General features: G+C 62.7%; 22 protein-coding genes, 2 tRNA genes and 1 pseudogene. 10 read left to right on the forward strand and 15 right to left on the reverse strand.

Annotation, left to right across the window (positions count from 1 at the left end; all coding sequences use genetic code 11):
- Nucleotides 1–42 precede the first annotated feature (42 nt).
- Nucleotides 43–1,728: a TolC family protein gene (locus tag V1280_RS11730; protein ID WP_334523351.1), complete on the reverse strand. Its 1,686-nt coding sequence runs from the start codon at nucleotides 1,726–1,728 to the stop codon at nucleotides 43–45.
- A gap of 55 nt (nucleotides 1,729–1,783) precedes the next feature.
- A complete protein-coding gene (locus V1280_RS11735) occupies nucleotides 1,784–2,005 on the reverse strand; it encodes a hypothetical protein (protein ID WP_334523354.1) in 222 nt (73 codons plus the stop codon).
- A gap of 663 nt (nucleotides 2,006–2,668) precedes the next feature.
- Here V1280_RS11735 and V1280_RS11740 point away from each other — a divergent pair.
- Together V1280_RS11740 and V1280_RS11745 are read left to right on the forward strand one after the other, a co-directional pair.
- A complete protein-coding gene (locus tag V1280_RS11740; RefSeq protein WP_334523357.1) occupies nucleotides 2,669–3,478 on the forward strand; it encodes a DUF3800 domain-containing protein in 810 nt (269 codons plus the stop codon).
- Nucleotides 3,479–3,480: 2 nt separating this feature from the next.
- Nucleotides 3,481–3,684 (forward strand): GNAT family N-acetyltransferase, encoded by a 204-nt coding sequence (locus V1280_RS11745; protein WP_334538273.1) that lies wholly within the window; start codon nucleotides 3,481–3,483, stop codon nucleotides 3,682–3,684.
- A gap of 128 nt (nucleotides 3,685–3,812) precedes the next feature.
- On the opposite strand, the gene V1280_RS11750 is transcribed toward V1280_RS11745, so the two are convergent.
- Nucleotides 3,813–3,898 (reverse strand) — tRNA-Tyr (locus V1280_RS11750).
- Nucleotides 3,899–4,105: 207 nt separating this feature from the next.
- Here V1280_RS11750 and rlmB point away from each other — a divergent pair.
- Entirely contained in the window at nucleotides 4,106–4,936 is an 831-nt protein-coding gene (gene rlmB, locus V1280_RS11755; RefSeq protein WP_334523360.1) for a 23S rRNA (guanosine(2251)-2'-O)-methyltransferase RlmB, read from the forward strand.
- Nucleotides 4,937–5,058: 122 nt separating this feature from the next.
- On the opposite strand, the gene V1280_RS11760 is transcribed toward rlmB, so the two are convergent.
- Nucleotides 5,059–5,550 (reverse strand): hypothetical protein, encoded by a 492-nt coding sequence (locus tag V1280_RS11760; RefSeq protein ID WP_334523363.1) that lies wholly within the window; start codon nucleotides 5,548–5,550, stop codon nucleotides 5,059–5,061.
- Nucleotides 5,551–5,594: 44 nt separating this feature from the next.
- Complete coding sequence (locus V1280_RS11765; protein ID WP_334523366.1) at nucleotides 5,595–6,080, reverse strand: hypothetical protein; 486 nt, start codon at nucleotides 6,078–6,080, stop codon at nucleotides 5,595–5,597.
- 305 nt (nucleotides 6,081–6,385) lie between these two features.
- Here V1280_RS11765 and V1280_RS11770 point away from each other — a divergent pair, with 305 nt between their 5' ends.
- Together V1280_RS11770 and V1280_RS11775 are read left to right on the forward strand one after the other, a co-directional pair.
- A complete protein-coding gene (locus V1280_RS11770) occupies nucleotides 6,386–6,838 on the forward strand; it encodes a hypothetical protein (RefSeq protein ID WP_334523369.1) in 453 nt (150 codons plus the stop codon).
- 171 nt (nucleotides 6,839–7,009) lie between these two features.
- Nucleotides 7,010–7,084: transfer RNA gene (locus V1280_RS11775), tRNA-Thr, on the forward strand.
- A gap of 17 nt (nucleotides 7,085–7,101) precedes the next feature.
- Here the strand turns inward: V1280_RS11775 and V1280_RS11780 are convergent.
- Entirely contained in the window at nucleotides 7,102–7,521 is a 420-nt protein-coding gene (locus V1280_RS11780; protein ID WP_334523371.1) for a GFA family protein, read from the reverse strand.
- Between the two features lie 125 nt (nucleotides 7,522–7,646).
- Between V1280_RS11780 and V1280_RS11785 the strand changes: the two genes are divergently transcribed.
- Nucleotides 7,647–7,913 carry a hypothetical protein gene (locus tag V1280_RS11785; protein WP_334523374.1) on the forward strand — a complete coding sequence of 89 codons (267 nt, stop codon included), beginning with the start codon at nucleotides 7,647–7,649 and terminating at the stop codon, nucleotides 7,911–7,913.
- Nucleotides 7,914–7,920: 7 nt separating this feature from the next.
- Here V1280_RS11785 and V1280_RS11790 read toward each other — a convergent pair whose 3' ends face one another.
- Entirely contained in the window at nucleotides 7,921–8,628 is a 708-nt protein-coding gene (locus V1280_RS11790) for a class I SAM-dependent methyltransferase (protein WP_334523377.1), read from the reverse strand.
- 86 nt (nucleotides 8,629–8,714) lie between these two features.
- Here V1280_RS11790 and V1280_RS11795 point away from each other — a divergent pair, with 86 nt between their 5' ends.
- Nucleotides 8,715–9,491, forward strand: a complete 777-nt coding sequence (locus V1280_RS11795; RefSeq protein ID WP_334523379.1) for a dienelactone hydrolase family protein — start codon at nucleotides 8,715–8,717, stop codon at nucleotides 9,489–9,491.
- On the opposite strand, the gene V1280_RS11800 is transcribed toward V1280_RS11795, so the two are convergent.
- The 3 genes from V1280_RS11800 to V1280_RS11810 form a co-directional block, all read right to left on the reverse strand.
- Nucleotides 9,451–10,206 carry a class I SAM-dependent methyltransferase gene (locus V1280_RS11800; RefSeq protein ID WP_334523382.1) on the reverse strand — a complete coding sequence of 252 codons (756 nt, stop codon included), beginning with the start codon at nucleotides 10,204–10,206 and terminating at the stop codon, nucleotides 9,451–9,453. The two genes, V1280_RS11795 and V1280_RS11800, sit on opposite strands and share 41 nt — an antisense overlap.
- Before the next feature lie 266 nt (nucleotides 10,207–10,472).
- Nucleotides 10,473–12,170 carry a methyl-accepting chemotaxis protein gene (locus V1280_RS11805; RefSeq protein WP_334523385.1) on the reverse strand — a complete coding sequence of 566 codons (1,698 nt, stop codon included), beginning with the start codon at nucleotides 12,168–12,170 and terminating at the stop codon, nucleotides 10,473–10,475.
- A gap of 225 nt (nucleotides 12,171–12,395) precedes the next feature.
- On the reverse strand, nucleotides 12,396–12,560 hold the full coding sequence (locus V1280_RS11810) for a hypothetical protein (RefSeq protein WP_334523388.1): 165 nt from the start codon (nucleotides 12,558–12,560) through the stop codon (nucleotides 12,396–12,398).
- A 105-nt stretch (nucleotides 12,561–12,665) separates the two neighbouring features.
- Between V1280_RS11810 and V1280_RS11815 the strand changes: the two genes are divergently transcribed.
- Nucleotides 12,666–13,058 (forward strand): hypothetical protein, encoded by a 393-nt coding sequence (locus V1280_RS11815; protein ID WP_334523390.1) that lies wholly within the window; start codon nucleotides 12,666–12,668, stop codon nucleotides 13,056–13,058.
- Between the two features lie 320 nt (nucleotides 13,059–13,378).
- The gene (locus V1280_RS11820; protein WP_334523393.1) at nucleotides 13,379–13,633 is read left to right on the forward strand and encodes a hypothetical protein; all 255 of its coding nucleotides are present in this window, start codon (nucleotides 13,379–13,381) and stop codon (nucleotides 13,631–13,633) included.
- 27 nt (nucleotides 13,634–13,660) lie between these two features.
- Here V1280_RS11820 and V1280_RS11825 read toward each other — a convergent pair whose 3' ends face one another.
- A complete protein-coding gene (locus tag V1280_RS11825) occupies nucleotides 13,661–13,903 on the reverse strand; it encodes a DUF6719 family protein (protein WP_195803836.1) in 243 nt (80 codons plus the stop codon).
- 185 nt (nucleotides 13,904–14,088) lie between these two features.
- Here V1280_RS11825 and V1280_RS11830 point away from each other — a divergent pair.
- Nucleotides 14,089–14,543: pseudogene (locus tag V1280_RS11830) on the forward strand (hypothetical protein); the annotation flags it as partial.
- On the opposite strand, the gene V1280_RS11835 reads toward V1280_RS11830, so the two are convergent.
- From V1280_RS11835 to V1280_RS11845, 4 genes are all read right to left on the reverse strand, one after another.
- Nucleotides 14,540–14,782, reverse strand: coding sequence for a DUF7683 domain-containing protein (locus tag V1280_RS11835; protein ID WP_334523398.1), 243 nt, complete (start codon nucleotides 14,780–14,782; stop codon nucleotides 14,540–14,542). The pseudogene V1280_RS11830 and the gene V1280_RS11835 sit on opposite strands and share 4 nt — an antisense overlap.
- Complete coding sequence (locus V1280_RS46780) at nucleotides 14,779–15,018, reverse strand: colicin E3/pyocin S6 family cytotoxin (protein WP_442895121.1); 240 nt, start codon at nucleotides 15,016–15,018, stop codon at nucleotides 14,779–14,781. Before V1280_RS46780 ends, V1280_RS11835 begins: the two co-directional genes overlap by 4 nt.
- 271 nt (nucleotides 15,019–15,289) lie before the next feature.
- Nucleotides 15,290–15,997 (reverse strand): outer membrane protein, encoded by a 708-nt coding sequence (locus tag V1280_RS11840; RefSeq protein ID WP_334523400.1) that lies wholly within the window; start codon nucleotides 15,995–15,997, stop codon nucleotides 15,290–15,292.
- A gap of 287 nt (nucleotides 15,998–16,284) precedes the next feature.
- Complete coding sequence (locus V1280_RS11845; protein ID WP_334523403.1) at nucleotides 16,285–16,719, reverse strand: hypothetical protein; 435 nt, start codon at nucleotides 16,717–16,719, stop codon at nucleotides 16,285–16,287.
- Between the last annotated feature and the right edge of the window lie 24 nt (nucleotides 16,720–16,743).

Below are 16,743 nucleotides of genomic sequence, written 5' to 3' on the forward strand. Positions count from 1 at the left end.
GTCCGCCCCGCGTTCCTGCTCATGTGCCGGCATCGCTCCCGCTCAGTTGACGCCGGTCTTCTGATCGGACGCCGGCGGCGCATTCGTGACTGCGGTGGCAATACTGGACGGCGCCGTGCCTGGCGCAGCCGTTTTGGCAGCTTCCGTCTTGGGCGTTGACGTCTTGGCCGCTGCAGTATTGGCGACTTCGGACGGAGCCGCCTGCCCCGCGTCCGCCACGGGCTCTACGATCCGGCCACGCTGCCACTCCTGCATGCCCCGCCTGATCTCTTTGGACAGCTCGATGACGTCATAGGCCGTGGCCTCGCTCGGCACCGGATCGACGCCGATGGTCGCGTAGATTCGTCCGAGTGCGGCCTGCGCCTCCGCATAGGCCTGATAACGCCGCAGCTCGGAGAACACCGCGCTGACCTCGGCCGAAATCCGCTCGAGATCGCCCTGCACGTCGTTTGCGGTGCGGTTTGTGATCTGCTGCGAGAGCCGCTGATCGACGTCGGCAAGCTCCGTCGAGCGGTGATAGTCGCGGCTCGCCGCCAGATATTGCTGATAGGCGATGTGGAGCTTGGCAAGCGTGGCAATGCTGAGCGCCTCACGCCGCGTGTCGACGAGCAGCGTGGCGTTGTCGGTCCGCCTGAGCGTCACCGGAGCCAGGATCAGGCTGTTGAGATAGCCGCCGATACGAACCGCGCCGGCGGTCCAGGTGTTGTTCACGAGAAAGCTGTTGCTGTCGTAGTTCGGTCCCCAGCTGAGGGTTGCGCTGGGCAGCAGCTTCAGAATCGCCTTGTGTGCCTCGTCGACGCTGATCCGCTTCAGATAGCTCTGCTCCCGGATGTCGGGGTTGAGCATCAGCGCGGTTTCTTCCATCCGCGCCATCGACACGTTCAGCGGCTGCACGGCGAGAGAGCGCGGAACCGCCAGCGTGTAGTTCTGGCCGGGCGGCAGGTTGATCAGCGAGGCCAACTCGGTCTTCGAGATCGCCAGCACCTGCTGCACGCTTTCAAGCTGGCGCAACAGATCGAGCAGCGCCTTCTGATAACGCAGCGCGTCGACCGGCGGCCGCAGACCCTCCTTCTCCACCTGGCGGGAATTCGTCAGCGCGCCTTGGGACTCGCGGATCGCCGACTTGATCCTCGCATTCAGCACCTGCGCGCCAGCGGCGCGCCAGAAGGCTCGCCGCACATCCTGGAACAGGTTCTGCGTCACCCGGCGCCGCTGCTCGTCGACCACAAGGATGCGGTTTGCCTGCTGACGGGCGTTGAAATAGCTGACGCCGAAATCGAGCAAATTCCAGGACAACGTCAGGTCAGCGACCAGACGGTCCCTGTCGGTCGACGTCGACGGCTCCAGCGTCTGCACGCCTGTCGTGACCGAGCGGCTCGACGATCCCTCGACATTGTTCCGGGTGAGATAGGCGCCGTTGTAGCCGACCTTGGGCAAGAGATCGTAGCGGGAGAGATCGAGGTCGTCGGCGGCGAGCGCCTCCTCCATCACCTTCACGCGGGCATCGAGATTGTACTTGAGCGCGCGCGCCAAGGCTTCGTGCAGCGTCAGCGGATGGTTCAGCGGCTCCTGATCCGCGAACATCGCGACCGTGTCGACCTGGAGCTCGGCAGCCCGTTCGGCATCCGTCATCGGATGCGGAACCAGCGAGCATCCTCCCACCACGATGGTGGCGAGAACCGCCAGCACCTGCCTCAACGGCAGGCGCGGCTTTCGACAAATTGTCACGTGGAGCCCCCGCTGCCCTTAATTGAATCTCGTTGTGATCAGCCTATCAGGCGCTTCAACCTGTGGATGTGGCTTCAGCGCGCTCGGCCTCCAAGGCCTCAAGCGCCGCCTCCTCGGTCAGACGCGCAACGATGTTCGGGAGGTATTTGCGATCTTCATCAAGAGCGAAGAACGCCTCGCCCAGCTTGGCGACCGAATGCGAGCCAAACTGAATCAGCTTGGCCGCCGCTTCGCGGATTTCATCATCATACCGAACTAGTGCTTCCCAGCGCGTCATTCGATCAGAAAACCTGAGGTTGACGACCCGTCTTTTAGCGCGGCGGCCAGCATTCTGCAAAGAGCTAAGGGCGAACCGAGACACCGAGGCGTGATCCCAACGGAGGGCCCGCTTGAGTTGCCGCCAATTGCTTGAGCCGCTGCACCGTAGTCCTACCGGTGGGCAAGACGATCACAGCTCGTGGACAAAAACGCGAATCAGTCGGCAGAATGCGCATGGTCCCTCCCGCCAGCCCCCTCGCAAGGGCGCAGTGTGCGAGGACAAGCCATATCTCCTTGCCCGGCCCGGACGCACTCGCCATCAACAGCGACCCAGCAGATGGACACCCGGATGCGACAAGGGGCCGTCAGAGGCGGTTCTAGAACGTCGTTTGATGGGCCGATACTCCAGTGAACGGCCGGTTGATTGCCGTTGATACTGGGCGCTCTACGCAACCCTAACGGATTGCGCCGGCGTGATCCGAGGGCTTTCAAATGAACAGACCTCGTATCACCGTTGAAATCAGGATCAATGTTGCTGCCTGCCTCTTTGGCTTGGCGGTAATCATCAAGAGCCTGATGTGAAACAGGGACGCAGAAGCCAGTTTGTTGGCTTCTGCTTCTTTGTCTTTTGCTACAGCTTAATTTTTCCAGAATGACTAGCGTCCACCGGAGAGCAGTTCTCGTGATTGTAACTGTTTACATCGACGAGAGCGGCACCCATGAATCGGGGTACACCATCTTGGGTGGCTGGGTCGGACGCTTGGGGCAATGGGCAACGTTCGCTCCGAAGTGGAAATCGCTCCTAAAGAAAAACGGGCTGACGTACTTCCACTCTAATAAGATGCGCCAATCCAAGGGAGAGTTCAAAGGATGGAAGATCGTTCAAAAGCGGGTCTTCATGAACCGCGCGGCGTCGCTCGCACTCAATAATCTTGAGTTCGGCTTTACGGTTGCGTTGAACGATGAAGACTATCGCCGCCTCTATCTGTCTGGAGGCGACGCAAGAGGCAAAAGATTAGACAGCCGATACGGCCTTTGTTTTCGCCACTGCCTAAGTTTCGTGCCGCATCACGCTATTCAAGCTTTCAAAGACCATAGCGACCTCGACATTCAATTCGTCATGGAAGCTGGGCACAAAAATTATGGTGACGCCGAGCGGATTTTTGCGGCGACGAGGAATTCAACGGTAGAGAGCGAGCAATATATAGTCCGAACTTTAGCAAGCCTCGTCAGCGCCGATAAGAAGGACTTTGCGGGATTGCAGGTCGCTGACGTGAACGCATATGGCACCTTTCAACACTACACCCGATCGCTTCTTGAGCTCACTGAACTTGAACCCGGAAGTTCGATGAGTGAAGCAAAGAAAATCCAAAGGGTACCAATATTTCACTTCCCGATGCACGATGAGGTTATCTGCACTTATCGAAAGTTCATCGACGACGAGCAGAAAGAAAAAGAAGCGCGTAAACTAGCTAGGTCGGCTCGATCCTGACGATCCGCGGGCGCGGCATCGGCACGGCGATCATGCAGGCCATCGTGGAGGAAGCGCGGCAAGGCACCCGCCAAATTCGCCTCAAGGTCATGTCCGGCAACGCCGCGGCGCTGCGGCTGTATCTGCGTCTCGGCTTCGAGCCGGTTGGCACGATACCGTTTTACACCGAGCTCGTGTGGAGCGCCGACCGATCGCATGAGGAATGATGGATGGATTGGGCCTGAAGATAGCCCGCCTGCGCCCTTCGGGCTACGGCGTGGCAGCCTTCGCTAGCTTCGCACAACGATGATCCGGGCTGGCTTGCCCGGCCGAAGCTCGCGAAGCGAGCGAAGGCTGGTGGGGGAGGCAGGACTCGAACCTGCGAAGCCATAAGGCGGCTGATTTACAGTCAGCTCCCTTTGCCACTCGGGACACTCCCCCGCTCGACGGCAGCACAATCGGGCCGGACCTTGCCGGCGGACCGAAGACGGCCATGGAACGTGAAGGCCGCGACAGCCCGGATGGGGGCGCGACCGGGCGCGGTTATGGGCGAAGCGGTGGGGTAAAGTCAACCGAGGCGAACAGCTAAAATCGCCCTCGAAGCCATCCAAATTGCCATATTCCGGGACCCGTGACACAAGCGAGCCCATGAAGGATCGAAAATTCATCCCCAAGGGCCCTCGTGGCGGGTCTAAGCCCTTCAACAGGCCCGGGAAATCGGCCGGCCGGCCAGCCTGGCGCGAACGCGATTCGCATGCCGACGGACCCGTCATCCTCTATGGCTGGCACACCGTCACCATGGCGCTCTCCAACCCGGCGCGGCAGATCCGCAAGCTGACGTTGACCGAGAACGCCGCAAAGCGCTTGGCGGACGAAAACATCGAAACCCGCATCGCGCCCGAGATCGTCCGGCCCCAGGACATCGACCGCCTGCTCTCCCCCGATGCCGTGCATCAGGGTCTGCTGGCCGAGGCCGATCCCCTGCCCTCTCCCGACATCGAGGACTTGAAGCAGGAAGGCATGGTGTTGGTGCTCGACCAGATCACCGACCCGCACAATGTCGGTGCCATCCTGCGCTCGGCCGCGGCGTTCGCGGTGAAGGCGATCGTCACGACTGCGCGCCACAGCCCTGAGGCAACCGGCGTGCTGGCCAAGGCCGCCTCCGGCGCGCTGGAGCTGGTGCCGATGGTCACCGTGCCAAACCTCGCGCGTGCGCTGACCACGTTGAACGAAATTGGCTTCCAGACTGTTGGGCTGGACAGCGAGGGCAGCGAGAACCTCTCGGATGTCGCACTGCGCGAGCCGATCGCGCTGGTGCTGGGCGCGGAAGGCACCGGGCTGCGGCGTTTGACGCGCGAGACCTGCAGCATCGTGGCGCGGCTCGACATGCCCGGCGAGATCAAGAGCCTCAACGTCTCGAACGCCGCCGTGCTCTCGCTCTATGTCGGTGCGAGCCGGCTTGGGCTGATGAAGAGATAGCGTTTTCGAGCGAAGTGGATCCCGGTTCGCGTCAAGAAAACGCGTCAAGAAGAGAAGCAACAAAACAAAACGCCCGTCCGCATCACGCGGACGGGCGTCTCGTTGGCTCAACCGCTCAGAGATCAGTAATAGCGGCGCAGCACGCGGTGGCCGCCGTAATACGGCGCGGGCGCGTAGCGATGGGCGTAGCCATAGCGCGGGCCATAGCCGTAATGCGTGCGCGGCAGGTAGCCGTAGCGCGGGCCGTAGCCGTAGCGATACGGACGGTAGTACGGGCGGTGATGATAGGCAGCAGCGCGATAGCCATAGCCATAGCCATAATTGGCGGGCGCGACGACCGCGTCTTCCTGGTAGGTCGGAGTCGGCGCGAAGGCGCCCGGACCGGTGTAGGTCGGGCCCTGGTTGACGTAGTAATATTGCGAGTTCGGCTCCGCGAGGTGCTCATAGCCAGAACCATAGCCGGCGCCGTAGCCATAACCGCCGCAACCGGTGTTGCAGCCGGAATAGACCGGGGCAACCGGCTGGCACGGGTTGAAGCCGCAGGCCATGGCGGGCGCAGCGCCCACGAACATCACGGCAGCCGCCGCGACCAGTCCCGAAATCATCTGACGCATTACTCTCTCCTGTTGATTTCTGTTTTGTTGGATTTTGACGTTTCTTAACCCGGCGGCTTGGCGGGCATTTCTGCACGCGGCCGTGGTCGACGGCGCCGTGGCTGATCGTTGATCTCTGGCGCGAGGATCACCGGCGGTGGATTGACCGGCACATCCATTTGCGGCGATAGCGGCGCGGACGACGCGCCCCAGCTCTGGTGATAGCTCTCTGCCGGCTGCGGCAATTTGCGGTTCGCGGGCGGCTCGATCTCGAGGCGGCCATAGCCGGGCTGCAAGCCCATGCTCGGGTAATAATGGCCGACATCGGTGGGCTGCCGCTCGGCCACGTAGCGCCCGCCATAGATCGTGGGCTGTACCTGGACGTTCTTGCCCAGGCCCCAGACACCTTCGACGACGCTATAGGACGCATCGATATTGTTGATGATGATGGGCACGCCGGGACGGCTGGGCACGACGATATCGAAGCCGCCGCCGGCAAAGGCCGTTGCGGGCAGTCCGATCAGAAAGGCCGCGAGCGCGGATGCGCGCATGGAAGGATTCCGGTTGTCCGGACCACAACCTAACGGATTGCAGCGTAGAGAGGGTTAAGGCGCGTTGACCAAATTCCGGTAAGCCTAACGCGTAAGGATCGCGCGCCGCTCAAATGCCGCGAAGCACGCTAGTGAAGCGTTAACGGGCGAGACAGCCGTTGCATCGCTCACGTGGACAAGGTTGCTCGGCACAGATTGCACATCCAGAGCGGGTTCACGTCGATGTGACCCCGCAGGCCAGAAAACGCGGAACGACAGCGTCACATCGCACTTAGCACAGGTCTCAACAACATGGAGAGAATGCCATGACGAGCCTGAAGCTTCTTGGCTTGGCCGCAATCGTTGCGTCCACGCTGGCCACACCAGCCTTCGCGCAAACTGCGGCCGATAATGCAGCCCGCTGCTCGGGGTTGTTCCAGGATCCCGCTTGCCAAAATCTCGCCCCCGGCAATCCCACCACGGATCGCACCTATCGCCGCCGGCACATGGCCCATCGGCAAGTGAACCCGAATGATCAGGGACAATCGGGCTTCTGGCCGGTCGACACGGCGGGGGCGGTGGCGGGCGCCGCCGTCGGCACCGCAGCAACGGTCGCCGCCGCGCCGTTCCAGGGCTGGGGCAATTCCTATGCGAGCTACGACCGCAGCGGGCCCGGCTGGTATGGCAATTGGGATGCCTATGCGGCCCGCAACGGCATCGTGTGCAGGCCCGGCACGTGGTTCAAGGGTGAAGACGGCCGGCAGCACCTCTGCCAGTAGGCCCCAAAACTCGGTCGAAATGGCTCAGGCGGCCCCAAAAGGGGCCGCCTGTTTCATGCCGGCGGACGCCACCGCAGGTTCTGGCACTTCCCGGACAAGTCTGGTATTGCGACCGCGCACAAGCGGATGCGCCGGCGCCAGCCGGCAACCCGGATGGGTTCCTTGCGCGTGGCCGGCTTAGCTCAGCGGTAGAGCAGCGGTTTTGTAAACCGAAGGTCGGGGGTTCAATCCCCTCAGCCGGCACCACGATCGATGCGCGTTCGTCAGCTCGACGTCTTCCGCAAGCTGCCCTGTTGAAGATGCTCGACGCCCGCGCCGTCGACAGTCACCCACACATGCTTCGACCGCTCGAAGACCGATTTGATTGGCGCCGCGAAATTCGGGTCGGCGATTGCGCCGACGGCGACGCCGATCATGGCCGGCAGATTGTCGGCCTTCCAATAAACGGTCGAGCCGCAGTCAGGACAAAAATAGGAGCGGACCGTGCCGCCGCTCTCGGCGGGACGCGCATATTCCTTCGGCGTCCCTGAAATCGTGACGGAATCGGCCGAATAGAACGCACCGACGCCAAAGGGCGCGCCGCTCCGCCGCTGGCATTCGATACAGTGACAGGCCGCGACCAGATTGGTCGGTCCCGGAAGCGAAATGACGACTGCGCCACAACTGCATCTGGCATCGATCATCAACCACACTCCTTGCGTCTATTGCTTCGATGTCCGGAGGTTCTAATCCGGCAAATTTCTCATGGCCTCATGTGCAACCCTCCGCGTCCCGCTCCGTATCTCGAACCGGCGGACTCGGAGCTCGCATGGCTATTTTGACAGACGAAGAAAATCTGGCCGTTCAGGCCAAACTCAATTTCATCCTCGGTGCCAAGACATACGATACATATTTCCAGGGGTTTCATTGCGCGGAACTGTCCGACGGGATCATCACCGCCTACGCCAAGAGCGAGTACATGGCCGGTGTCATCAGCGCTGAATTCAGCGGCGATATCGCGGAGGCGATCGAAAGCATTGTCGGACAACGCGTGACGGGCGTGCTGGTCCTGCCGCATCGCACGTCGCGGCGATGATGGCCGATTAGACGGGCTCTGCGTCGCCTTCAGGCAACTCATCCAGCCGCCAGAGCCCGATACTCTTGTCGCGCCAGCTGCCACCGCCCTCGTCGCAGCGCTCATCGATCAGCTCGCGCGGGGGCGGCCAGTGGAACGGCGCCTTGGTCATGTTGAGCGCGCGCCAGTCGCCGTCCTCGCAATCGCCATTGTCCTTCCACTCCGGGAACGTCGTCACCAGCAGGAATTGCGCGCCGCTTGCGCGAAAGCGAGCGATGGCGCGCGCGATGTTCCGGAAGCTCAGATGCACGAGGCAGTCGCGGCACAGGATGACATCGCAACCCGGCAGCGGATCGCGCGTGATATCGGCGACCAGAAAACGCCCGCGCACATCACCTCGCGCCACGCGCGCCATGTTGGCCGCGATCAGCGACGGCACGATGTCGATGCCGGTATAATCGACATCGAGTTTGATGCTGCCGATCCAGCCCGCATCGCCGCATGGCGCATCGAGCAGCGAACGCGCGCCGAGCCGCTGCAACAGGCCGGGCAGCGCCTCGCGGATCCCCGCGGTGGCGCGATCCTCCGAGCCGAGACCAGAGACCGACGTCGCAGCACCCCACAAATTGGTTCGTTCGATCCGATCGAAACGCGCGGCGAGGTCGAGGCCGGCAAAATTCTCGCGGTCGGCAACGAACCGCTCATGGGCGAGCACGGAGGGACGATGGGAGATCATCGGGAAAACTCGCGTCAAGATTCCGTCGCAAGCATACTATACGCGCGAGGGATTCAATCCGGAATCTCCCGCGAGCGAGTTCGCTGATGATCACCCGCCGGACGGCCCTGGCCGGCCTTGCCACCATGCTCTCGTCCATCGCCACACACGGCGCTCCCGGCGAAGAGTTCAAGGTCACCTCCGGCGGCGACAGCCTCTCCGTATCGCGTTTGGCGGCGGCCGGATCGGACAGGCGTCCCGCTGTGATCGTGCTGCACGGTGCCCGCGGCGTCGAGCTCAGGGCTCGCGCCTACGAGCGATATGCCGATGCGCTGACGGCACGAGGCATCGACACCTATTTTCTCCGCTACATGACGTCAGCCGACATGGCTGCGTTGTCATCCACCTCGCATGAGATCCGCGAGGCCTATGAGACGACGCGATTCGACGGCTGGGCCGATACGGTCGCCGCCACCGTGACGGCTGTGGTTGGTCGATCCGACAGTTCGGGACGCATCGGTCTGCTCGGCTTCTCGCTGGGCAGCTACATCGCGGCCGACGCTGCAGCACGCGACACCCGCGTTGCCGCGCTCGCTGTGCTCTACGGCGGCATGCCCGGGGCCATGGCTGCCAAGATTATGGCCGCCAGGGTCAAACACATGCCACCGCTGATCGCGCTGCATGGCGAGGCCGACAAGAACGTCCCGATTGCAGAAGGGCGCAAACTCGTTGCGCTCGCCAAGTCGGTCGGCGCCGAGGCCGAATTCGTCCCCTATCCGGGCAGGGCCCACGGCTTTGATTTCTCGGACACCGACCCGATGACGGCGGATGCGATCGATCGCGTCACGCGGTTCTTTCAGGCCAAACTCGCTGTTGGAGCTTAGTCGGCTTCTGCCACTCCATGATGTGGAAGAAGGGCACGCGGCGATGATGAGCAATTCTGTCGGGATCGCCGGCTGCGGGCTGCGGTTCGATGAACAAGCGCAACTGGAGGCCGTGACCGAGCAGCAGTGTCATGTAGGTGCTGAGCGGGCGATGCCAGTTCTGGACACGGATGCCGCTCCAGCTGACCCAGATCGGCCGCTCGTCCATATAGCGGTCGATCGCGAAGCGCAGGACACCATTGCCGTCGCGCGTCCAGCCGTCAGGCTGGCCTGCGGTGTTGAAGCTCGTAAGGTTGGCGATCAGCAGCGTGCCGCCCGGCCGCAGCGCGGCCGCCATCTTCGCGATCGCCGCGGCGAGATCGGGCATGTCGATCAGACTGAGATAGCTGACGACCAGGTCGAACTCCGCTTCGACCTCCATCGTCTCGGCACGGGCGAGCCGATAATCGCCATACGGGTCCAATTCGCGAGCCCGCGCCAGCAGTGCTTCGGTCGGATCGATGCCGGTGGCGCGGATGCCGGCGCGCTGCATGATGCGGCAGAACCGCCCTTCCCCGCAGCCGACGTCGAGCGCATTGCGGAAGCCGCGCCCCTCGACGCGCGCCCGCATCGGTGCATCCAGCACAAAGCGGCGACCGTAATCACCGTGATCGCCCTGCTCGACGATCCACGCAGACGCGGACGCGGCCCAGCCGTCACTGACGTCATCGCTCATGGCGTAGCCTTCGGGAATGGAGTTGGCCGCTTGCATCGCGGGGACGGCTACTGACCACAGATTGGATCAGAGTTCAACATGAGGTAGAGTGCAGGCTGCATGCAGCCCTACACCAGCCGAGAAAACGCCAAGATCATCGCCGGAGCGGTGGCGGCCGTCGTGGCGACGCTCTTCCTCTTCGCGGTCGCAATGGCGCTCTTGCTGCCGCAATAGGAGCGGCGGCGTGCCGGCGGCGCGAGGCCGCCGGGCCCTGAATGTCGTGCGGATCAGGCCGCGCGCACCGTCCGCAGGAATTTTCCGACTTCGTCCTTCAGCCGGGTGCTGTCGGTCGCCAGCATCTTCGCGGTCGAAAGCACCTGCGAGGACGCCGAGCCGGTCTCGGCCGCGCCGCGCTGCACGTCACCGATGTTGGCCGAGACCTGCTGGGTGCCGTGCGCGGCCTGCTGCACGTTGCGCGAGATCTCCTGGGTCGCGGCGCCCTGCTCCTCGACCGCGGCGGCAATGGTCGAGGACACTTCCGACAGCCGCTCGATGGTCGCGGAGATGTCGCGGATCGCGTTGACGGATTCCTGCGTCGCGGTCTGGATGCCGGAAATCTGCTGGCTGATCTCGCCGGTCGCTTTCGCGGTCTGCTCCGCCAGCGTCTTCACCTCGGAGGCGACGACCGCAAAGCCGCGGCCGGCTTCTCCGGCACGCGCAGCCTCGATGGTCGCGTTCAGCGCCAAAAGATTGGTCTGGCCGGCGATGGTGTTGATCAACTCGACGACATCACCGATGCGCGTCGCCGCGACCGAGAGCTCGCTGACCCGTTCGGTTGTGGTGCGGGCCTGGTTGACGGCTTCGCTCGCCATCCGCGCGGATTCCTGCACCTGCCGGCTGATCTCGTTGACCGAGGAGGACAATTCCTCGGTCGCACTCGCAACCGACTGGACGTTGCCGGTGGCTTCGCCCGAAGCGATGACGACGACCGAGGTCAGCTCCTGCGCGCGATGCGCGGTGGTTGCCAGCGTCGAGGACGATGCTTCGAGCTCGGTGGATGCGGATCCAACGGTTTCGATGATCTCGCCCACCGCGCGCTCAAAACCGTCGGCCAGGTTGACCATGTCGCGGCGGCGCTGCTCGGCGGCCTGCCGCTCAGTGTCGGCTTGCGCCGCCTTGAGCCGCTCGACCTCGAGCGCGTTGGTCTTGAACACCTCGACCGTCTTGGCCATGTCGCCGATCTCGTCGCGGCGGTCCTTCTCGGGCACCTCGGTCTTGAGATCGTTGCGGGCGAGGCCCTCCATGGCGAGCTTGAGCCGAGCGATCGGCTGCGACATCGCCTTCAGGCCGATGAACAGTGCGATCGCAATGCCCAACACGAGACCACCGGCGCTGACGCCCATCACAGTCCATGTTGCGGATTTGGCGTCGCGGTCGATGGCTTCCTTGCGCTTGGCAACCGCCTGGGAGGTCTCGGACACAAACTGGGCAATGCGCGTCAGGGCCGCGTCGATCACCGGGTCGCACTCTTTGTGCGCACGGTCGGCAGCCTTGGCATTCTCTTCCGTGCTGTTCGCGGCGGCTCCGGCCTGGAGCACCGGATCGCAACTGCTGAACACGGCTTTCAATTGATTGCCGATGCTCCTGATCTCGGTCACGCGCGCCGGATTGTCCTGCTCGGCCGCATCGAGGAATTGACGAATTTCATCGCGGTTCTGGGTCGCGATCTTCAGGCGGTTGGCGTTACCCGCCTCAGTCGTCTCGGTCATGACCGCATAGAGAGCCGCGTGATAGGTCTCGGCGCGGCGCTGGGCCCGCGTCAGGTTGAGCGCCGACGATTGCTCGGCGACAAGCTCGCCGAACCCGTCGACGGTCGCGGAGAGTTCGCGCGTACCGAACCCGGCGATGGCGACCATCGCACAGCCCATGACGGCCACGATCAGCGCAACCTTCAACACGATCTTCAAATTATTCAAAAAACTCATCCCTGCCTTCCAATGATTTTCGGCCCACGCGACCGAAGCAGCCCCAGCGGCGCCATTGGAACCGGCCAATGTTAAAATTTAATACTGAATGGCGGGGGCAGGGTTACGAAAAAATAACTTTACGGCGCTCGTCCGTAAGCCTGGCGTAAGGTTGGGTCGTCTTCAGGAGTTATCCGATGCCGCGCGGCCGGCTCGGCACCAATCGCGCGCGTCCGGGAAACCTGCTCACGTGGGTGAAATCTCCCGGCCCTCCTCGGGCCGGGCATTGGCGCGCACCAGATCCTCGACGAACGCGATCACCTCCGCCCGCTTGTCAGGCGGCAACGACAGAAAGGCGCGTACGAGCCGCAGGCCCTGCGCTTCCTCCGACGGGTCGGCCTTCGAATCCATCCGTCCAATGTCGGGCGTACGGGAAAAATATGCAATCCCCTGCAGACAGCCTGCTTGATTCGGCGCCCCGGCTTTGATGGAATAGCTCTAACAAGGTGGTGGATCATGAAGTGGATCAGAGAGCGCGACGCGCTGATCGCGCAGACACTGGCCTTCGTCCAATCGGTTTCCGGCAAGAAGGACGACGTCCGTCAGCCGGATACCGCTAGAACTGCGCCGGTCGTGGCGGCGGAAATCGTCTCCGTCCAGACCGTGACCGTCGCGTTCGAGGCGCGGCAGGCCGATCCGCCGCCGGTCGCCCCGCCGCCGCAGCCCCTGCCTGTCCCCCCGCCACGGACGGGCAGCGATGTCCGCAGCGAGATGCAGGCCCGCATCGCCAATTTCAGAAAGCATCAGGAGCGCTTTGAGCGGGAGCGCGAGGAATATTGTGCGGCGACACTGACCAAGCTCCGCGCTGCGATCCGCGACCCGTCCCTGCGTCCGGAAGCAGACAAATGAGGCGTCCACCGCCTGGCAGCCGAGGCTTACAGCCAGGACCAGACCAGCCAGAGATTGGCTGCGCAGGCACCGAAAAGTGCCAGCGTCAGTGGCAGAAGCATGTGCCCGCAGCAGGTTTTCAGGTCGGTCGTCATGGCCGGAAACATCCGCTGATTCCGCCAAACGAGTCCCAAAGTTTCTTTTTTTGGGGATTCAGGACTCGTTAAGGACTCAGGGCCGGCTGCCCCACCCTCGCTCACGGTTACCGATCACGGCCCCGTGATCAACCTGGAACCCCTCGCGCCATGAAGTCGTTAACGCGCTTTCCAGGAGCGGGAAGCATGCCCTACGCCCTGTTCTGCAACGACAGCCAGATCAGCAAAGCCTATCCTGATGAGGCCGACATCTGGAAGCTCGCGCAACGGAGCGGCCTGGTCGTGGACGTCGGCACCGACGATGAGCGGCAGGGTCCGCGTCGGGTGCTCGACAACGACTATGAGATCAAATCGTGTCAGGCGGCCCAAGGCGAGGACCCCGCCAAGAACAAGGCCGACGCTGAGCGGGAATCCAGGATGGAGCTTCAGCTCAACTCGTGAGATTTGGCCAAAGGCTGGCCGAGTGCCTCAGGGCGTCGCGGTCGCGAGCGATGCCTGCTCACCGGCCAGCGCCACGCAGGCCTTGCGGCGGTGCAGCCCGCGGATCGCCCCCGTCACCTTCAGCACCTTGCCCGACGGACAGGAGGCGTCCTTCACGAAGGCGACCTCGTAAGGTGCCAACATCAGAGGCTCGGATTTGAGGATTGTTTGGGCAGAGCACGGCAGGGCGACGAAGCACGAGACCACCACCACCGACGCCAAGATACGCATGTTCGTTGTCCCACCAGCCCGGCAATTCAGTAATAACGCTTTCCGGAGCGCGAGTTCCGTAAGTCGCAAAAATTATTTTTGCTTTACCCGATCCCCGTGACACGCGTGAGAAGGCGCGCGCCAGACTGTTTGCTTGCAAATGACGCGCCAGATGGTTCACGCAAGGCAAACAAGCGCAAGACGACGACGCCTTCAGTCCGAGCGCCCCGCATGGCGTCATCGCAAAGACCTACAGCGTAACCAATTTGGCCAAGGACGCGGTCACCCGCTACCGCCCGGCTCGAGTAGTGGCGGTAAGCCGCCGTGAGGTAGTATCAGGCGACCCAGGGCAGTACGTTTCGACCAGCTATGTCGAGCGCCAGAACCTTTCGCTCCGCATGGCGTCGCGCCGGTTCGCGCGACTGACGAACGGCTTTAGCAAGAAGCTGGACAATCACGTTGCGGCCGTTGCGCTGTACGTCGCCCATTACAATCTCTGCCGACCCCATGAAGCCCTGCGCACGACGCCAGCAAAGGCGCTGGGGCTTGCTGACAGGCGTGGAGCATTGACCAGCTTGTTGACGTTGCGCTCGCGGTGGCGCCTGCGACGCCGCCAGATCGCCGCCGTAACTTCACGGTAATTCAGGGCGGCAGAAGCTAGGCGGCATATGCCTCAAGAAAGAAATCAAGCCCGGTCGGGATCTGTCCCCGGTGCGCCATTGTGGCGATCAAACGGGCTTGATCGTTTGTCAGCTCATAACAGCCAGCGGCATTAGGATCGTCATCGTCCAAGGTAACGACCGTTCGAACTTCTCCGAACATGCGCTCTGGAATGGGCAATTCGAATTTCTCTAGTTCGGTCCGACGATCGTACCCAACTAATCGGTGCGACGCTTTCATGGCCGAATCCTTCGGATGAGTGGTGGTCCTATTTTCCTGCCATCGGGGCGATACTCGCCCTGATGGCGTCCTTGCCTGTCGTACTTCTCTACAGTGCCGTGTTGATAATCCCACTCATAAATCGTGCCATCAGGGTCTTTCCATCGCTTCCGGAGCTTCTTCCCGTTCTTGGTGATGGGAGTTTTTGGCTTGGCCGACTCTGCATTAGGAAAGCCGGGTAAGGCCTTTGGCGGCATCCTGTAAGCGCACAAATTCCCCCCGATTTCGTGCTTTTTTGGAGTTCCAGCATCTCACGAATCCTCGATGACGCAATTGGAAATTGTGACAATCCGTGTTGGATAACCGGCCAAATGGGCAATTTTTCCCTAGCTACAAGGTATTTTTACCCCCGTTCTTGGAGTGGCCTGTTTCGCATTTGCGAATGGCCTATTTCGGCCAGTACCGGCAAACGAAAGGCCGGCGGGAAGCCGGCCTTTGTCGGATCGTGGTCGTGCAGTGCGCGGCGGGTCAGTAGCGCGAGGCCGCCGGACCGCCCCAACCGAAGCGGTAGTTCACACCGACCTTGACGGTATGCTCGTCCTCCCGGCCGCGGACGCCGACGACGTCGGCCGGACCGGATGTGATCGTCGTGCTGCCAAAGTTGTAATACTGGTATTCGGCCTTGGCCGACCAATTCGGCGCGAACATGTATTCAAGGCCGGCGCCGACGGTGTAGCCGTCCTTGCTGTTGCCGGTCGTGGTGAAGGCTTGAGGCACGCCGGCGATGTTGACGCCGAGGCCGCCGTTACGCCAGGCGTAACCGCCCTTGGCGTAGACCAGCGCCGGGCCCCATGTGTAGCCGACGCGGCCGGTCACCGAGCCGAGCTGGTCGGTGTTGGAGGTCACCTGCGTGCCCAGCGGGAACGAAACACCGTTATTATTGGTCGGCAGCCAGGAATACTGGGCTTCGACACCCACCACCCAATTGGGCGCGAACTGGTAGTCGAAGCCGCCCTGCACGCCGCCCAGGAAGCGGGCGTTGCTCGACTGGAAGCTGCTGTCACCGGCGAAGGCGCCGCCGACATGGCCGCCGATGTAGAAGCCGGTCCAGTTGTAGATCACCTGCGGCGGTGTGTAGGCGGGAGCCTTGGTGTAGGTGCGCGGCTGCATGTCCGCTGCGGCCGCCGGTGCGGCCAGCGCGAGCAGAGCTGCTGCACCGAGCAAAATCGTCTTCATGGTCATCCCCGTGTCTTTCAAATCGACCCTCAGGAAACAACGTGGCGTGAATTTGGTTGCTTCGCGGCGATGCCGGAACGTTGATCGTTCGCAACTGTGACGGAGCGGCAACATCGCGCTTTTGTTCCATCACACCGGCCTGCGCCGACCGATTTTGTTGTCCGCACAAGTCCAGCTGTAACGATTTGTCGCAAGGCAAAACCGATCCGTTCAAAGCTCGCCGAAATGTGATCCAGCAGCTCCGGCGGACTTTGTCCTAGCACCGCCCAATGAAGGCGGGCTTTGCGCTACCGCGTCATCTTTTCCAGTTCTGGAAAGGGTGCGTAAACCGCGCCGGCGCAGATCTCGTTGGCGCGATCGATGACGCGGTCGGCCCGGCCGTTGACGTAGACGATGGCGCGCTCACGCATCGCCTTGTAGGTGCCATCGGTCTCGCGCGGCGTGAAGTGCAGGCAGCTGATATAGAACTGCCGCCCGCCGATCTCCCGCAGCACCGGATCGGCCATGCTGGCGTCGCGCACGCCGACGGGATTGTTGAGATAGCTGCGCATCAGGGCCAGCGCGTCGCTGCGGAAATTTTCCGGAAACGGCTGCGGGCCTCCGGCCTGGCTCCCCTCGATCAGGCTGGGACGATCACCGTCGCTGCCGAAGCATGCCGCGAGGGCCAGCGGCAACGCCAGGATCAGTGCCAGGCTCGCCGCACGCTTCGCCAATCGCCCCACAGTTCGCGCTCGCCGCTCAATCGA

Source organism: Bradyrhizobium sp. AZCC 2230 (assembly GCF_036924495.1).
Classification (GTDB): domain Bacteria; phylum Pseudomonadota; class Alphaproteobacteria; order Rhizobiales; family Xanthobacteraceae; genus Bradyrhizobium; species Bradyrhizobium rifense.

Excerpts from the sequence above, each read along its gene's own strand:
- V1280_RS11735 (WP_334523354.1), bottom strand. The coding sequence starts at position 2,005 with ATGACGCGCTGGGAAGCACTAGTTCGGTATGATGATGAAATCCGCGAA.
- rlmB (WP_334523360.1), top strand. The coding sequence starts at position 4,106 with ATGAAGGATCGAAAATTCATCCCCAAGGGCCCTCGTGGCGGGTCTAAG.
- V1280_RS11760 (WP_334523363.1), bottom strand. The coding sequence starts at position 5,550 with ATGCGTCAGATGATTTCGGGACTGGTCGCGGCGGCTGCCGTGATGTTC.
- V1280_RS11765 (WP_334523366.1), bottom strand. The coding sequence starts at position 6,080 with ATGCGCGCATCCGCGCTCGCGGCCTTTCTGATCGGACTGCCCGCAACG.
- V1280_RS11770 (WP_334523369.1), top strand. The coding sequence starts at position 6,386 with ATGACGAGCCTGAAGCTTCTTGGCTTGGCCGCAATCGTTGCGTCCACG.
- V1280_RS11780 (WP_334523371.1), bottom strand. The coding sequence starts at position 7,521 with ATGATCGATGCCAGATGCAGTTGTGGCGCAGTCGTCATTTCGCTTCCG.
- V1280_RS11785 (WP_334523374.1), top strand. The coding sequence starts at position 7,647 with ATGGCTATTTTGACAGACGAAGAAAATCTGGCCGTTCAGGCCAAACTC.
- V1280_RS11790 (WP_334523377.1), bottom strand. The coding sequence starts at position 8,628 with ATGATCTCCCATCGTCCCTCCGTGCTCGCCCATGAGCGGTTCGTTGCC.
- V1280_RS11795 (WP_334523379.1), top strand. The coding sequence starts at position 8,715 with ATGATCACCCGCCGGACGGCCCTGGCCGGCCTTGCCACCATGCTCTCG.
- V1280_RS11800 (WP_334523382.1), bottom strand. The coding sequence starts at position 10,206 with ATGAGCGATGACGTCAGTGACGGCTGGGCCGCGTCCGCGTCTGCGTGG.
- V1280_RS11805 (WP_334523385.1), bottom strand. The coding sequence starts at position 12,170 with ATGAGTTTTTTGAATAATTTGAAGATCGTGTTGAAGGTTGCGCTGATC.
- V1280_RS11810 (WP_334523388.1), bottom strand. The coding sequence starts at position 12,560 with ATGGATTCGAAGGCCGACCCGTCGGAGGAAGCGCAGGGCCTGCGGCTC.
- V1280_RS11815 (WP_334523390.1), top strand. The coding sequence starts at position 12,666 with ATGAAGTGGATCAGAGAGCGCGACGCGCTGATCGCGCAGACACTGGCC.
- V1280_RS11820 (WP_334523393.1), top strand. The coding sequence starts at position 13,379 with ATGCCCTACGCCCTGTTCTGCAACGACAGCCAGATCAGCAAAGCCTAT.
- V1280_RS11825 (WP_195803836.1), bottom strand. The coding sequence starts at position 13,903 with ATGCGTATCTTGGCGTCGGTGGTGGTGGTCTCGTGCTTCGTCGCCCTG.
- V1280_RS11835 (WP_334523398.1), bottom strand. The coding sequence starts at position 14,782 with ATGAAAGCGTCGCACCGATTAGTTGGGTACGATCGTCGGACCGAACTA.
- V1280_RS46780 (WP_442895121.1), bottom strand. The coding sequence starts at position 15,018 with ATGCCGCCAAAGGCCTTACCCGGCTTTCCTAATGCAGAGTCGGCCAAG.
- V1280_RS11840 (WP_334523400.1), bottom strand. The coding sequence starts at position 15,997 with ATGAAGACGATTTTGCTCGGTGCAGCAGCTCTGCTCGCGCTGGCCGCA.